Genomic DNA, 13,766 nt, shown 5'->3' on the forward strand with positions numbered 1-13,766 from the left:
CAGTCCTAATACGCGGCGTTAACGCTGTTTCAAGCGCCGGAATAGCCGTTCCGCTCGGGTGTTATGATCGTTGTGGCGCTCGCGCCGAACATCAGGACGTCAAGACCGCAATGAGTGCGTTTCGCCAAAGCGTTGAAGCCATGATCCCGGCATTGCGCCGCTACGCCCGCGCGCTCACGCGCGAGGCGGATGCGGCCGACGATCTGGTGCAGGATACGCTGGTGCGGGCGCTGCGTTCGGAGCGCCTGTTTCTCGGGGGCGACGTCAGGAGCTGGCTTTATACGATCCTGACCAACCTCAACAAGAACCGGCGGCGCTCGCTGGCACGGCGGCCGCAATTCATGCAGCTGACGGAGAACAATCCGGATGCCAGCGGGACCGAAGCCGAAGGGCGCGATATCGAGAGGGCGCTGGCGACGCTCGTCGAGGAGCAACGCTCGGTGCTGCTCCTGGTGATGCTGGAGGGCATGAGCTACCGCGAGGTCGCCGACATCCAGGGGGTGCCGATCGGCACCGTGATGTCGCGCCTGGCACGCGCCCGCGCCCACGTCAAAGCCTCGCTGGAGGGTGAGCGCCCGGCGCTCAGGCGGGTGAAATGATGGCAGGATTGATGCATCGCGCCGGTCGTTCCTCCTGCATGGCATGGGAAGCGGCGCAGTTGAACCACGAAGAACATTTTGGGCCGCAGAGCCAGAGACGATCGATATGAACGACCGCAAGATCCCAGTGACCGAGGACGAACTGCACGCCTATGTCGACGGCGAGCTGCCGGCCGAACGCCGCGCCGACGTCGAGGCCTGGCTTGCCGCGCAGCCTGAGGATGGCGAGCGCGTGCAGTCCTGGCGCGCCATGGCCGAGATGCTGCACGCCCGCTACGATTCGGTCGCCCAGGAGCCGGTGCCGGCGCGGCTCGAGCTCGAACGGCTGGAGCGCCGCCCGCGGCACTGGCTCTATGGCGCAGCCGCGGCCGTGCTGGTGGCCTTCGTCGCCGGCGGCGCCGCCGGCTGGCTGGGGCATGGCGCCGCCAACGCGCCGTCGACCTTCCAGAGTTTTACGACTGACGCGCTCGACGCCCACCGGCTCTATGTCGTCGAGGTCCGCCATCCGGTCGAGGTCGGCGGCAACGAGCGCGACCACCTCCAGGCCTGGCTGACCAGACGCTGCGGCTGGACCGTGTTTGCACCGAACCTGGAGGCGAGTGGACTGAAGCTCGTCGGTGGCCGGCTTTTGCCGGGGCCGAACGGGCCGGCGTCGTTCCTGATGTATGAGGGCGCCTCGGGCGAGCGGTACACGATCTACACCGCCAAGACCGAGAATGGCGCGACGCAGATGCGCTACGCCAGAACGGACAAGGACGGGGCGCTGTTCTGGTCGGAGCGCGGCGTCGGCTACGTCGTCAGCGGTGGCGGCGACCGGGATCGGCTGACCAAAGTGGCGCAGGCGGTCTACGACCAGGCAGAGAAAAGCGGCACCTAGACAACCACGCAAACGCGGTGCCTCGATTCCGACATTGAAAATTTGGAATGAAGACATCGGCGCGTCTCATTATCGCACCGGATGATCACGCGAAAATGAGCAGCGTTCGATCCGCCGATCGACGCGGGCGGCCTCGATTGGGGTTTTTGGTACCGCGCTGGTCCCCCTCTCGAGGCCGCACCTTTTTATCGGCTGCCCCGCCGGACAGCCGACACGTCGAGCACGTGAGCCAAGAATGGCTACCACGCCTCGGGCATATGATGAGCATCATCTCGATGGACGACGCTCTCAGTCTTTAGGAGAACCCCTTCACACTTTTCGGATCACGCTTAACCAAGCCCGCTACGCGGATTGTAGGGGTGCTGGTCCCGCCACTTCTCCATCAATGCTTCAAGCTCGGCGTCGTTCCCGTCCGGTAACATAATCCTGATGGTGACGAAGAGATCCCCGGTTCCGCCAGCTTTTGGCAGTCCCTTGCCCTTAAGGCGGAAGGTCCGGCCGCTGGAGGTGTTTTGCGGGACCGACAGTTCCACGGCATTGCCGAGGGTGGGCACGCGGACCTTGCCGCCAAGCACCGCCTCGTAAAGCGTGACCGGCAGGTCGATCCTGAGATCGGCGCCCTCGATCTTGAAGAACGGATGCTGGGCGATGCCGATCGTGATCAGGAGATCGCCCGGCGGATGGCCCTGAGCGCTCTCGCCCTGTCCCCGCAACCGGATCTGCTGGCCCTCGGTGACGCCGGCCGGAATCTTGACGTTGAGTTCCTTGCCATTCGGCAGCCGAACGCGCTTCTCGCCGCCCTTGACCGCCTCCTCCAGCGAGACGGTCATGGCGACATTAACGTCGAGATCGAGCCCGATCCCGCCGGTGTCGAATTCGAACTGGGCACCGCCGCCGGCCCCGGGGCGCGGACGCGGCCCACCGCCGAACATGCTGTTGAGGATGTCCTCGAACGCGCCGCCGCCCGGACCAGGGCCCGCGCCGCCGCCGCGGAACGTATAGCTCTCGAACCCGCCGGGACCCGCGCGCCCGCGCGGCCCACCGCCGCCGCCCGGAAACCCTTGGAAGCGCGGCTTGCCGTCGGCGTCGATCTCGCCGCGGTCAAATTGCTTGCGCTTGTCCTCGTCGCCGAGGATCTCGTTGGCCGTATTGAGCTCAGCGAAGCGCTCGGCCGCCTTCGGGTCGTTCTTGTTGCTGTCGGGATGGTGCTTCTTGGCAAGCTTACGATAGGCGCTCTTGATCGCGGCAGCGTTGGCGCTCCGCGGCACCCCCAAGACCTCATAGGGGTCGCGCATCCGTCACGTCTCCTTCAAGAAATCGAATTGTTCAAAGGGCTCCCCGCCCCACTTGAGCCTCATGTGGGGGGCGAGTGGTATTTTTGCAACTAGCTTGGTGAAGCGATTCCTAGCTCCGCCACGGCTTTAGCGTATGAATCTCCCAACTGCCACGGCTGCTTTGGCAGCCCGCACCCTGGAGCCAGCTTTCGGTGCTGCCGTTGACGTAGCTCGCCAGGAAGTCGCGGCACTTGCGGCCGTCTTCAGCGGCATAGGATTGCGCGATCGGCGTGACCGAACCGCGCGCCCCGGTTTCCGGGTTCTCCCAATGCTGGCTGGAATCCTTGTCGTTCTTGCTGAGGACGTCGGAGGCAGCGTTGCGGGCGAAGGCGAGATCGGTGTCGGTCGGCGCCTTGGCCGGCATCGCGATCGAGCCGGTGAGGTCGCTGTCGTCGGCCTTGGCGTAGGCACTTTTGTCGTTGCGGGAAAAGCTGCAGCCGCCGGTGCCGAGCCCGATCAGAATGATCGTCATGACGAAGCCGGACGGCCGGATCGCCGATAGGCCAACGCGTCCCCATACCCTATATAGGGCGGTAGCAGACAACAACGCGTTTTGGACCGCAGGACGCAACTCGGACCCCAGACATGACCGACACGACCTCGATGAAACACCAGACACCCTTAACATCCGGTGATTTCACCGCCGCCGACGAGCCCTTTGCGCTGTTCGAGGCCTGGCTGAACGAAGCCATCAAGAGCGAGCCGAACGATCCGAACGCCATGGCGCTCGCCACCGTCGATGCCGATGGCCTGCCGGACGTGCGCATGGTGCTGATGAAGGGCTTCGATACCGATGGTTTCGTCTTCTACAGCCACATCGCCAGCCAGAAGGGCCGCGAACTCGCCGCAAATCCTAAGGCGGCGTTACTTTTTCACTGGAAGTCGCTGCGCCGTCAGGTCCGCATCCGCGGCAACGTGACGCCGGTGACCGAGGCCGAGGCCGACGCCTATTTCGCCACCCGCCCGAAGCAGGCGCAGATCGGCGCCTGGGCGAGCAAGCAGTCGCAGGAGCTCGAGAGCCGCTTCGCCTTCGAGCAGGCGATCGCCAAGGTCGCCGCCAAGCACATCATCGGCGAGGTGCCGCGTCCGCCGGGCTGGAGCGGCTGGCGTATCACGCCGTCTCGTATCGAGTTCTGGCACGACCGCCCATTCCGCCTGCACGACCGCATCGAATTTCGCCGTGACGCGGCCGGCCAGAAATGGTCCAAGACGCGGATGTATCCTTAGTATTTTGTTCGAGCATGATCCTTTCGGAAAGCCCCTCCGGGTCCGGATCATGCTCCAACCTGAAAGACCTTCATGCCGCAGCCTTCCAATGCGCCGCGCCGCACGCTGCTCCTGACCGGGGCTAGCCGCGGCATCGGCCATGCCACCGTGATCCGTTTCTCCTCGGCCGGCTGGCGCGTGATCACCTGCTCGCGACATCCGTTCCCGGAGGATTGTCCGTGGGACGCAGGCCCAGAGGACCATATCCAGGTCGACCTCGCCACGCCCGCCGATACCACCCGCGCGATCTCCGACATCCGCGACCGTCTCGAAGGCGGAATGCTGCATGCGCTGGTCAACAACGCCGCGATCTCACCGAAGGGCGCCGGCGGCTCCAGGCTCGGCTCGATCGACACCGACCTCGACACCTGGACGCACGTGTTCAACGTCAACTTCTTCGCGCCGATCATGATGGCGCGCGGGCTGATCGAGGAACTGAAGACGGCCAAGGGCTCTGTCGTGAACGTCACCTCGATCGCGGGCTCGCGCGTGCATCCCTTCGCGGGCGCGGCCTACGCCACCTCGAAGGCCGCGCTCGCATCCCTGACGCGCGAGATGGCCTCCGATTTCGGCCGCGTCGGCGTGCGCGTCAACGCGATCGCACCCGGCGAGATCGACACCTCGATCCTGTCGCCGGGCACCGAGAAGATCGTCGACCAGCAGATCCCGATGCACCGCCTCGGCACACCGGACGAGGTCGCCAAAATCATCTACGTGCTGTGCACGGACACCAGTTCTTACGTCAACGGCGCCGAGATCCACATCAACGGCGGCCAGCACGTGTAGGCTACCTCGTCATTACTTCGTCGCTTCAGCGCAAAATTGCTTCGCAACTTTGTCGCGAGCTCCTCGCAATGATGATGTTGGAAACAACGCCGGGGAAGCAAGGCGATCCAGACAACGCCGCCGCAAGACCTGGATCGCCCTTAGCTTCCGTTCCTCAATCGAGTCGAATCCGACGTGACCTCTCGCGTGGCTGCGGAGCGGCCGTGCTGATTGCAGTCGAGCAATCGTCGTCGTTCTCGCCGTCGAGCAGCGGAGCACCACAGTGCCGGCACATGCGCGCCGACATCGACGACGCCTTGCCGCTCGCCAGGACCTGACGATAGTTCGCCAGATTGATGACGTTGCGGGGCGACGTTATTTGTTTTTCAACCATGGCTGTTCCTCGCGGCTAACACTCTGCTTATCGCAGACAAGTTTCGCGCAAACGTTCAGCCCACCGCTCAAATTTTACCGGAGGAATTGGGGCGGCGAGCATACATCGCCGTGCGGCCGCAATCCCGCTCTATTCTGCGACACCAGACACCGTGTCTCTGCGTCCGGCGTAAGGTCTCGGTAGCTATTACAGCCACTTCTTCCACTTGAAGATCCAGTAGGGAACGATCGCCGCGATCAGCATCAAGACCAGCGCGAACGGATAGCCGTGCGCCCATTCGAGTTCCGGCATCGACTTGAAGTTCATGCCGTAGATCGAGGCGATCAGCGTCGGCGGCATCAGGACGACCGCCATGACCGAAAACAGCTTGATGATGTTGTTCTGCTCGAGATTGACGACGCCGAGCATGGCGTCGAGCACGAAGGTGATCTTGCTGGAGAGGTAGGAGGCGTGGTCGGTCAGCGAGACGACGTCGCGCTGCATGGTCTTGAGCTGCTCACGCATGTCCTTCGACCATTTCACGCCCTCCACCACCGCCGAGAGAAAGGCGACGACGCGGCCGATCGAGACCAGGCTCTCGCGAACCTTGGAGGTCAGATCGCCCTTGCGGCCGATCGAGATCAGGATTTGCGAATATTGCTTGGCGTGACCGTGGCGCTCGCTCTCCGGCTCAAAGATGTCATGCGAGACCTGATCGATCTCGGCGCCGCAGCGCTCCAGGATGTCGGCGCAGCGGTCGATCACGGCATCGAGCAGCTCCATCAGCACCATTTCGCCGGTGATGGCCGGCGTGCAGGAACGCGCCAGCTTGGCCTCGACCAGCGCAAAGGGCTTGGGCTGGTCATAGCGCACCGTTACCAGGCGGTGGTCGCCGAGAATGAAGGTCACCGCCGTGGTCCGGGGCATATCGGTATCGGAGTGGCACATCAGCGTCGCGGTCATGTAGCGCGCGCCGTTCTCCATATAGAGACGGCTGGAGATCTCGATCTCCTGCATGTCTTCCCGGGTCGGGATCGCAATCCCCGAGAGCCTCTCGACGGCTTTGTCCTCGGCCGCGGTCGGGTTGACGAGGTCGATCCAGACCGCATGCTCCGGGACTGCCGCGAGATCCTCGACGATGGCCTTCTTGAGGGAGGAGTCGGAGGAAACGAACACAGAAAACATGCACAACTCCAGCAGCGGCCTACGACAGACTGACAGCCCTTAGCGCGATTCTGACAAGTTGATGATGACAAGCACATTAACGGAGCGTTTGCATTTGTGGCGACGCCGTGGCCCAACTGTGGCACGGAATCGACACATGTGCCCGTTTTGCCTAGAAACCGACTCTGGCCCGCAAAACTTGCGGCAGAAAAGCCACAGGTAAGGTCTTGCAGCGCGGGAGAAGCTTCGAAAGGCTGGAATTGTGGCAGATTTCAACGATAATGGAGCCAACGGAATCGTGGAATTGGGCTTGCTCAAGCCCTGCGAAAGCTTGTTGTTGTTGATTGGAACCAAATCATGTCGTCGCTGAAAGTTACGCTTGGTATTTTGGCCGCTGGCCTGATGCTGTCGGGCTGCATGCAGGCCACACATTACGAGGCGACCGACACCAAGGCGTTCAAGCCGAAAGACAAGGAACTCCTCGCCAAGGTCAGGTATGAGAAAACTGCGGTCGCAGAGCCGTTCCGCCGCGCTATCGTCGATTACCACCGCAAGGAATCGCCGGGCTCGATCGTGGTCGATTCCGACAACCATTACCTCTACTACGTCATGGATGGCGGCAAGGCGATCCGCTACGGCATCACCGTCGGTGAAGAAGCCATGGCCTGGTCGGGCATCGCCAAGGTAGGCAGCAAGACCGAGTGGCCGGCCTGGCACCCCACCCCCGGCGAAATTTCGCGCCTGGGCGTGCCCACCTTCGTCGCCCCCGGTCCGGACAATCCGATGGGCTCCCGCGCGATGTATCTCTACTCCGGCGGCAAGGACACATTGTTCCGCATTCACGGCACCAACCAGCCGGAATATATCGGCGCCTCGATCTCGTCGGGCTGCATCCGCCTGACCAACGAGGACGCGATCGACCTCTATGATCGCGTCAAGGTCGGCACCCTCGTTGTGGTGCTCGAGCCCAAGCACGGCGACTCGCCCTACAATTCGCGTCTCGCACTCGGCGGCAGCCAAACCGGCCAGGCTGGCAGCTACTGATCAGGTACCTGATCTCAGACATTCAAAAGCGCCGGTTTCACCGGCGCTTTTTTGTTGCCGGTTTGTGCGGCTGGGTTTTATTGCCATCGGCCGCAGGCTTGTCCGCGGGCGCAGGAGATTTCTTCGCCGCCTCGTCATTAACTCCCTGCTTGGCTTCGGGTTTGGCCTCGGGCTTCGCTTCGGGTTTGGCCGCGAGCTCACGCGGCGGCGCCTCCTCGGGCCGTTCCGCCGGCAGGAACGGGGCAACCTGCGGCAGGGGATCCCAGACGTTCCACTGACAGATCCGATAGTCGTTGCGCCGCTGCGCGAGGTCGAGATGGATATGGTCCTCGTGGTACCAATCCGAGCCGGGGCCGAGCACGGTCGAAAAGCGCGAGCAGACCGAATGCAGCACGCGCTCGCGCACCTCGCGCGGCATGGTGCGGTCGGTCAGGCCGATCGACTGCCCGTTGGCGAGCTTGATGGCGCGGACATCGATCGCATTGGCCTTGCCGTGCTCGGACAGCATGGCGCCGACAACGCGGTTGCGGCCGCGGCACTCGAAGCTGTCGAAATTGTCGAGATCGCTGATGGTCGAGCCGAGGCTCGCGGCCAGCGGCACCACGTCCTTGCGCACCCAATTGGCGATTGCGGACGCCATGGTGCAGCGGAGGATCGCCGCCGGCTTGACCGCCACCTTGCGCTTGTCCGGCAGCACGATGGCTTCGAGCCGCACCAGATCCTCACCGCCGCAGGCGCCCGGCCCGCGGATATCCGGAATCGAGGGCGCGATCGCGATCTCCTCGGTCAGCGCGAGGCGACAGGCGGAGGCCTGCTTCTCGGGCGGCGGCGCCGCCTCGGCGGGCTTCGGGGCGCCAGGTTTGTCCGCGGAAGGCTTGTCGTCGGTCTCCGAAGGAGACTCGTCCGATGCCTTGGCTGAGGCCTTGGGGGCCTCCTCGGGGCGAGGCCTCGGGAGCGGGATCTTGCCAGAGACATTGGCGGAATGAACCGTCGCGCGCGGCCGTGGTGCAGCAATACCAAAGATGTCCAGCGGGGACCCATATTTGCGCGCCTCCGCCCCATCCGCGAACCCGAGCACGACGGTAACCATTGCCGCGCCGACGGACATATAGCCGCGACAAGACCATTTGCGGCGAAAGGCGGGCAGGCTAAGACTCATGACAATTCTTTGGCCCAACGCTGAGAGCGACAATCCGCCCAGCGGCTTCTCGGAGGAACGACGGAATGCTTGGTTTGATGCAAGACTGGCCCCTGCTCTGCCACCGGATCATCGAACACGCCGCCAAGATTCATGGCAAGCAGGAGGTCGTGACGCGATCGGTCGAGGGACCGATCCATCGCACCACCTATGCCGATATCCACAAGCGGGCGCTCAAGGTCTCGCAGATGCTGGAGCGCGACGGCATCAAGCTCGGTGACCGTGTCGCAACGATCGCCTGGAACACTTGGCGCCATCTCGAGGTCTGGTACGGCATCATGGGGATCGGCGCCATCTGCCATACCGTCAATCCCCGCCTGTTCCCCGAGCAGATTGCCTGGATCATCAACCATGCGCAGGACCGCATCGTGATGACCGACATCACGTTCATTCCGGTCCTGGAGAAGATCGCCGACAAGCTGACAAGCGTGGAACGCTACGTCGTGCTCACCGACAAGGCGCACATGCCGCAGACGACGCTGAAGAACGTGGTCGCCTACGAGGACTGGATTGCGGAGGCCGACGGCAAGTTTAAATGGAAGGACTTTGACGAGAACACGGCGGCCGCGATGTGCTACACATCAGGCACCACCGGCGACCCCAAGGGCGTGCTGTATTCGCATCGTTCCAACGTGCTGCACGCGCTGATGGCCAACAATGTCGACGCGCTCGGTACCAGCGCCTCCGAGACCATGCTTCCCGTGGTGCCGCTCTTCCACGCCAACAGCTGGGGCATCGCCTTCTCCGCGCCCTCGCAGGGTACCAAGCTCGTCATGCCCGGCGCCAAGCTCGACGGCGCCTCGGTCTATGAGCTGCTCTCGACCGAGAGGGTGACGCATACCGCCGGCGTGCCCACGGTGTGGCTGATGCTGCTCCAGCATATGAACGCCAACAATCTGAAGCTGCCGGACCTGAAGATGGTGATCTGCGGCGGCTCGGCGATGCCGCGCTCGATGATCAAGGCCTTCCTCGACATGGGCTCGAACGTCCGCCACGCCTGGGGCATGACCGAGATGAGCCCGATCGGCAGCGTCGCGGCGCTGAAGCCGCCGTTCCAGAACGCGACCGGCGAGGCCCGGCTCGACGTGCTCCAGATGCAGGGCTACGCGCCGTTCGCCGTCGAGATGAAGATCACCGACGATGCCGGCAAGGAATTGCCGTGGGACGGCACGACCTTCGGCCGCCTCAAGGTCGCCGGCCCGGCCATCGCCAAGGCCTATTACCGGGTCGACACTGATATTCTCGACGAGGACGGCTTCTTCGATACCGGAGACGTCGCGACCATCGACGAAGCCGGCTACATGCGGATCACCGACCGCTCCAAGGACGTGATCAAATCCGGCGGCGAGTGGATCTCCTCGATCGAGCTGGAAAACCTCGCCGTCGGCCATCCCGCCGTGGCGGAAGCCGCCGTGATCGGTGTGTTCCATCCCAAATGGGACGAGCGTCCGCTGCTGATCGTGCAGCTCAAGCAGGGCCAGCAGGCCAGCCGCGAGGACATCCTGAAGTTCATGGACGGCAAGATCGCCAAATGGTGGATGCCTGACGACGTTGCCTTCGTCGACGGCATCCCCCACACGGCGACGGGCAAGATCCTGAAGACCGCGCTGCGCGACCAGTTCAAAGAATACCGCTTCCCGAACGCGGCGGCGTAGGCGGCCAAACCAAACACCGTCATTCCGGGCGATGCCAACGTCATCGAACCCGGAATGACAGGCCGTAACATCCCGGGAACCCTTGAATTTGCCTCGGGGCCGTGGTCTCAACGGCCCATCGTCGTGCCCGATCGGCCGGCATCGCCCTCAAGACCCCGGCAGAGCTCACCCGATGGCCCGCAGGTTTTCCGCTCCCTATCAGTCGGAGCCCGTGTCCAGTCTCGCGAGCTGGGCGCGCAATCTGGCCGTGTTCGCGGTGGTGGCGGTGGTGGTCTCGATCATCATCGTCCGGTTCGGCTTCCTGGAGATGAAGCCGGCACTCGCGACCTTCTTCGGCGGGCTCGGGATTGCGGCGCTCTCGATCCTGTTCGGGCTCGCCGGCTTTGCCGCGATCTGGCAGAACGGCTCGCGCGGCATGGCGCGCATCCTGCTTGCCTTCCTGATCGACGGCGCGATCCTCGCCTATCCCGCCTATCTCGGCCTGCAATACCGCAAGCTGCCGGCGATCCACGACATCACCACCGACCCGATCGACCCGCCGCGCTTCGACGCGCTGGCCCGCCTGCGCACCGGCGATGGTGCCAATACCGCTGTGTATGCCGGCCTCTATTCGGCCGAACAGCAGCGTCAGTTCTATCCCGATATCGAGCCGATCGAGCTCGAGATTTCGGTCGACCGCGCCTATGCGATCGCGCTTCAGCTCGTCAACAAGCGCAAATGGCTGGTCATCGACGAGCGCGCGCCGCAGCCGCCGCGCCGCATCGGCCGCATCGAGGCGGTGGCGCGCTCGCCGATCATGGGATTCCGCGAGGACATCGCGATCCGCGTCGTGCCCGACGGCGAGGATTCCCGCGTCGATATCCGCTCCGCCTCGCGCTATTTCGAGAGCGACCTCGGCAGCAACGCCGCGCGGGTGAAGAAATTCATCGACGATCTCAACACCGCCGCCGATGCAGACGCACTCAAGCCGGTGAAGAAGACACCGGTGGCTCCGCCGAAGGCGCCGGCGAAAACTGTGAAGAAATGACGGAACGCTAGGCGTTCGCCATCCGATAGGTCCCGCCGATCACGGGATCGCCATCCGTCGCCACCACGCCGCGGGCGACCAGGTCCTCCAGATGCGCCAGCACGGAGTAGCCCGCCGCGGTGGTGAGCCTCGGGTCGATGCCGATATAGATCGCCCGGACCATGGTCGGGATGTCGGTCTCGCCCTTGGCAAGGCGGTGCAGGATGGAGGCCTCGCGCGCCTTGCGGTGGCGGATCAGGAAGCGCACGAAGCGCGGACCGTCCGGAATTTCGGGGCCGTGGCCGGAGAAATACACATCCTCCTCGCGCGCGGCGAGACGATCCAGCGATTCCATGTAGTCGATCATCGAGCCGTCGGGCGGCGCCACGATCGAGGTCGACCAACCCATCACGTGATCGCCGACGAAGTTGAATTTCCGCTCGGGCCAGGCAAACGCAAGGTGATTGGCGGTATGGCCAGGTGTCGCCACGGCCTCGAGCCGCCAGCCGTCGCCTTCGACCACGTCGCCATGGGCGATCCTGATATCGGGCGCGAAGTCGCGATCGGCGCCGGATTCCGGGTTGTGCTTCTCGCTCTCGAAACGCGGGCGCGAGGCGCGGTGCGGGCCTTCGGCGTAAACAGCCGCGCCGGTCGCCCGCTTGATCCGCGCGGTGTTCGGCGAATGGTCGCGGTGGGTGTGGGTGACGAAGATATGGCTCACCGTCTCGCCGCTGACAGCATCGAGCAGCGCCGCCGCATGCGCCTCGTCATCCGGACCGGGATCGATGATCGCGACATTGCCTCGGCCCACGATGTAGCTGACCGTGCCGGTGAAAGTGAACGGGCTCGGATTGTTACAGAGCACGCGTCGCACACCGGGGCGGACTTCCTCGACGATGCCGGGCTTCAGCGGAAAGTCGCGATTGAACGGGACGTCGTCGTTGTCGGACATGGGACTTCCTGTGCACTACAGCCCCAACCCTCGCCGTCATACCCCGCGAAGGCGGGGTATCCAGTACGCCGTGGCGCCGGTGGCGAAGGCGAGGTCTCTGGGATACTGGATCGTCCGCTTTCGCGGACGATGACAGCTGAGCAAAACGACGGCCACGGAATACGTGCCTAGAAAAATGCCTGAATGCCCGTGATCGCGCGGCCCAAGATCAGGGCGTGGACGTCGTGGGTGCCCTCGTATGTGTTGACGGTCTCAAGGTTATGGACGTGGCGCATCACGTGATACTCGATCGAGATGCCGTTGCCGCCGTGCATGTCGCGCGCGACGCGGGCGATGTCGAGCGCCTTGCCGCAGTTATTGCGCTTCATGATCGAGATCATCTCGGGCGCGAACTTGCCCTCGTCCATCAGGCGGCCGACGCGGAGCGAGCCCTGAAGGCCCAGCGCGATCTCGGTCTGCATGTCCGCGAGCTTCTTCTGCACGAGCTGGGTCGCAGCGAGCGGCTTGCCGAACTGCTTGCGGTCGAGCGTGTACTGGCGGGCGCGGTGCATGCAGTCCTCGGCCGCGCCGAGCACGCCCCAGGAAATACCGTAGCGGGCGCGGTTGAGGCAGCCGAACGGGCCCTTCAGGCCGGAGACGTTGGGCAGCAGCGCGTCTTCCGGAACCACGACGCCGTCCATCACGACCTCGCCGGTGATGGAGGCGCGAAGCGACAGCTTGCCGCCGATCTTCGGTGCCGACAGGCCCTTCATGCCCTTCTCCAGCACGAAGCCGCGGATCTGGTTGTCGTGCGCGGCCGACTTGGCCCAGACCACGAACACGTCGGCGATCGGCGCGTTCGAGATCCACATCTTGCTGCCGGTCAGGCGATAGCCGTCCGAGACCTTCTCGGCGCGGGTTTTCATGCCGGCCGGATCGGAGCCGGCGTCAGGCTCAGTCAGCCCGAAGCAGCCGACCCACTCACCGCTGGCGAGCTTCGGCAGGTACTTCTTGCGCTGGTTCTCGTCGCCATAGGCGTAGATCGGATACATCACCAGCGACGACTGTACCGAGTTCATCGAGCGGTAGCCGGAATCGACCCGTTCGATTTCGCGCGCGACCAGACCATAGGCGACATAGCCTGCATTGGCGCAGCCATATTCCTCCGGCAACGTGATGCCGATCAGGCCGAGTTCGCCCATCTCATTGAAGATCTCGCGATCCGTCTTCTCTTCGAGATAGGCCTTGGCGACGCGCGGCAGCAGCTTGTCCTGGGCGTAGGCGCGCGCGGTGTCGCGCACCATGCGCTCGTCTTCGGTGAGCTGCTCGTCGAGCAGGAACGGATCGTCCCACTGGAAAGAAGCCGAAGCCGGCTTGTCCTTGGCCTGAGGGCGCGCGGTCATGAAACGTCCTTTCGTCTGGTTCCGTCAAAATTTGCCCGACAACGTAAAGCGCCGCGGCAACAAGTGCAATTGCGTTGCAGATGATCGGGTCTGCGTGAATCCCGGGGACCTGCGAGGCGCGCCTCGGGGGATGCGCTTCGCGCACCCCGGG

At 64.0% G+C, this 13,766-nt stretch carries 14 protein-coding genes; 7 read left to right on the top strand and 7 right to left on the bottom strand.

Annotation, left to right across the window (positions count from 1 at the left end):
* Positions 1-110 precede the first annotated feature (110 nt).
* The gene (locus IVB40_RS26805; protein ID WP_007594679.1) at positions 111-599 is read left to right on the top strand and encodes a sigma-70 family RNA polymerase sigma factor; all 489 of its coding nucleotides are present in this window, start codon (positions 111-113) and stop codon (positions 597-599) included.
* 106 nt (positions 600-705) lie between these two features.
* A complete protein-coding gene (locus IVB40_RS26810) occupies positions 706-1,476 on the top strand; it encodes an anti-sigma factor (RefSeq protein WP_027568709.1) in 771 nt (256 codons plus the stop codon).
* A 329-nt stretch (positions 1,477-1,805) separates the two neighbouring features.
* Here the strand turns inward: IVB40_RS26810 and IVB40_RS26815 are convergent, their stop codons facing one another.
* Both IVB40_RS26815 and IVB40_RS26820 read right to left on the bottom strand, forming a co-directional pair.
* Complete coding sequence (locus IVB40_RS26815) at positions 1,806-2,771, bottom strand: J domain-containing protein (protein ID WP_027568708.1); 966 nt, start codon at positions 2,769-2,771, stop codon at positions 1,806-1,808.
* Between the two features lie 109 nt (positions 2,772-2,880).
* Positions 2,881-3,282, bottom strand: a complete 402-nt coding sequence (locus IVB40_RS26820; protein ID WP_027516547.1) for an RT0821/Lpp0805 family surface protein — start codon at positions 3,280-3,282, stop codon at positions 2,881-2,883.
* Positions 3,283-3,395: 113 nt separating this feature from the next.
* Here IVB40_RS26820 and pdxH point away from each other — a divergent pair, with 113 nt between their 5' ends.
* Together pdxH and IVB40_RS26830 are read left to right on the top strand one after the other, a co-directional pair.
* Entirely contained in the window at positions 3,396-4,037 is a 642-nt protein-coding gene (gene pdxH, locus IVB40_RS26825) for a pyridoxamine 5'-phosphate oxidase (RefSeq protein WP_247399758.1), read from the top strand.
* Positions 4,038-4,109: 72 nt separating this feature from the next.
* Positions 4,110-4,862: an SDR family oxidoreductase gene (locus tag IVB40_RS26830; protein ID WP_007607375.1), complete on the top strand. Its 753-nt coding sequence runs from the start codon at positions 4,110-4,112 to the stop codon at positions 4,860-4,862.
* A 154-nt stretch (positions 4,863-5,016) separates the two neighbouring features.
* Here IVB40_RS26830 and IVB40_RS26835 read toward each other — a convergent pair whose 3' ends face one another.
* Together IVB40_RS26835 and IVB40_RS26840 are read right to left on the bottom strand one after the other, a co-directional pair.
* Entirely contained in the window at positions 5,017-5,235 is a 219-nt protein-coding gene (locus IVB40_RS26835) for a hypothetical protein (protein ID WP_027568706.1), read from the bottom strand.
* Positions 5,236-5,421: 186 nt separating this feature from the next.
* Positions 5,422-6,399, bottom strand: a complete 978-nt coding sequence (locus IVB40_RS26840) for a magnesium transporter CorA family protein (protein ID WP_247816805.1) — start codon at positions 6,397-6,399, stop codon at positions 5,422-5,424.
* A 336-nt stretch (positions 6,400-6,735) separates the two neighbouring features.
* On the opposite strand from IVB40_RS26840, the gene IVB40_RS26845 reads away from it, so the two are divergent.
* Positions 6,736-7,422, top strand: a complete 687-nt coding sequence (locus IVB40_RS26845; protein ID WP_027568704.1) for a L,D-transpeptidase — start codon at positions 6,736-6,738, stop codon at positions 7,420-7,422.
* Positions 7,423-7,459: 37 nt separating this feature from the next.
* Here IVB40_RS26845 and IVB40_RS26850 read toward each other — a convergent pair whose 3' ends face one another.
* Positions 7,460-8,581: an extensin family protein gene (locus IVB40_RS26850; protein ID WP_247816806.1), complete on the bottom strand. Its 1,122-nt coding sequence runs from the start codon at positions 8,579-8,581 to the stop codon at positions 7,460-7,462.
* A 65-nt stretch (positions 8,582-8,646) separates the two neighbouring features.
* Here IVB40_RS26850 and IVB40_RS26855 point away from each other — a divergent pair, with 65 nt between their 5' ends.
* Complete coding sequence (locus IVB40_RS26855; protein ID WP_247816807.1) at positions 8,647-10,275, top strand: fatty-acid--CoA ligase; 1,629 nt, start codon at positions 8,647-8,649, stop codon at positions 10,273-10,275.
* Between the two features lie 172 nt (positions 10,276-10,447).
* Complete coding sequence (locus IVB40_RS26860) at positions 10,448-11,302, top strand: DUF1499 domain-containing protein (RefSeq protein ID WP_007594716.1); 855 nt, start codon at positions 10,448-10,450, stop codon at positions 11,300-11,302.
* A gap of 7 nt (positions 11,303-11,309) precedes the next feature.
* On the opposite strand, the gene IVB40_RS26865 is transcribed toward IVB40_RS26860, so the two are convergent.
* Positions 11,310-12,233 (bottom strand): MBL fold metallo-hydrolase, encoded by a 924-nt coding sequence (locus IVB40_RS26865; protein ID WP_247356901.1) that lies wholly within the window; start codon positions 12,231-12,233, stop codon positions 11,310-11,312.
* A 167-nt stretch (positions 12,234-12,400) separates the two neighbouring features.
* Entirely contained in the window at positions 12,401-13,615 is a 1,215-nt protein-coding gene (locus IVB40_RS26870; protein ID WP_007594720.1) for an acyl-CoA dehydrogenase, read from the bottom strand.
* Positions 13,616-13,766: the final 151 nt, after the last annotated feature.

This window comes from Bradyrhizobium sp. 40 (assembly GCF_023100925.1).
Lineage (GTDB): Bacteria > Pseudomonadota > Alphaproteobacteria > Rhizobiales > Xanthobacteraceae > Bradyrhizobium.

What these genes read in the sequence shown, in the direction of transcription:
- IVB40_RS26805 (WP_007594679.1), top strand. Translation starts at nt 111, where the DNA reads ATGAGTGCGTTTCGCCAAAGCGTTGAAGCCATGATCCCGGCATTGCGC.
- IVB40_RS26810 (WP_027568709.1), top strand. Translation starts at nt 706, where the DNA reads ATGAACGACCGCAAGATCCCAGTGACCGAGGACGAACTGCACGCCTAT.
- IVB40_RS26815 (WP_027568708.1), bottom strand. Translation starts at nt 2,771, where the DNA reads ATGCGCGACCCCTATGAGGTCTTGGGGGTGCCGCGGAGCGCCAACGCT.
- IVB40_RS26820 (WP_027516547.1), bottom strand. Translation starts at nt 3,282, where the DNA reads ATGACGATCATTCTGATCGGGCTCGGCACCGGCGGCTGCAGCTTTTCC.
- pdxH (WP_247399758.1), top strand. Translation starts at nt 3,396, where the DNA reads ATGACCGACACGACCTCGATGAAACACCAGACACCCTTAACATCCGGT.
- IVB40_RS26830 (WP_007607375.1), top strand. Translation starts at nt 4,110, where the DNA reads ATGCCGCAGCCTTCCAATGCGCCGCGCCGCACGCTGCTCCTGACCGGG.
- IVB40_RS26835 (WP_027568706.1), bottom strand. Translation starts at nt 5,235, where the DNA reads ATGGTTGAAAAACAAATAACGTCGCCCCGCAACGTCATCAATCTGGCG.
- IVB40_RS26840 (WP_247816805.1), bottom strand. Translation starts at nt 6,399, where the DNA reads ATGTTTTCTGTGTTCGTTTCCTCCGACTCCTCCCTCAAGAAGGCCATC.
- IVB40_RS26845 (WP_027568704.1), top strand. Translation starts at nt 6,736, where the DNA reads ATGTCGTCGCTGAAAGTTACGCTTGGTATTTTGGCCGCTGGCCTGATG.
- IVB40_RS26850 (WP_247816806.1), bottom strand. Translation starts at nt 8,581, where the DNA reads ATGAGTCTTAGCCTGCCCGCCTTTCGCCGCAAATGGTCTTGTCGCGGC.
- IVB40_RS26855 (WP_247816807.1), top strand. Translation starts at nt 8,647, where the DNA reads ATGCTTGGTTTGATGCAAGACTGGCCCCTGCTCTGCCACCGGATCATC.
- IVB40_RS26860 (WP_007594716.1), top strand. Translation starts at nt 10,448, where the DNA reads ATGGCCCGCAGGTTTTCCGCTCCCTATCAGTCGGAGCCCGTGTCCAGT.
- IVB40_RS26865 (WP_247356901.1), bottom strand. Translation starts at nt 12,233, where the DNA reads ATGTCCGACAACGACGACGTCCCGTTCAATCGCGACTTTCCGCTGAAG.
- IVB40_RS26870 (WP_007594720.1), bottom strand. Translation starts at nt 13,615, where the DNA reads ATGACCGCGCGCCCTCAGGCCAAGGACAAGCCGGCTTCGGCTTCTTTC.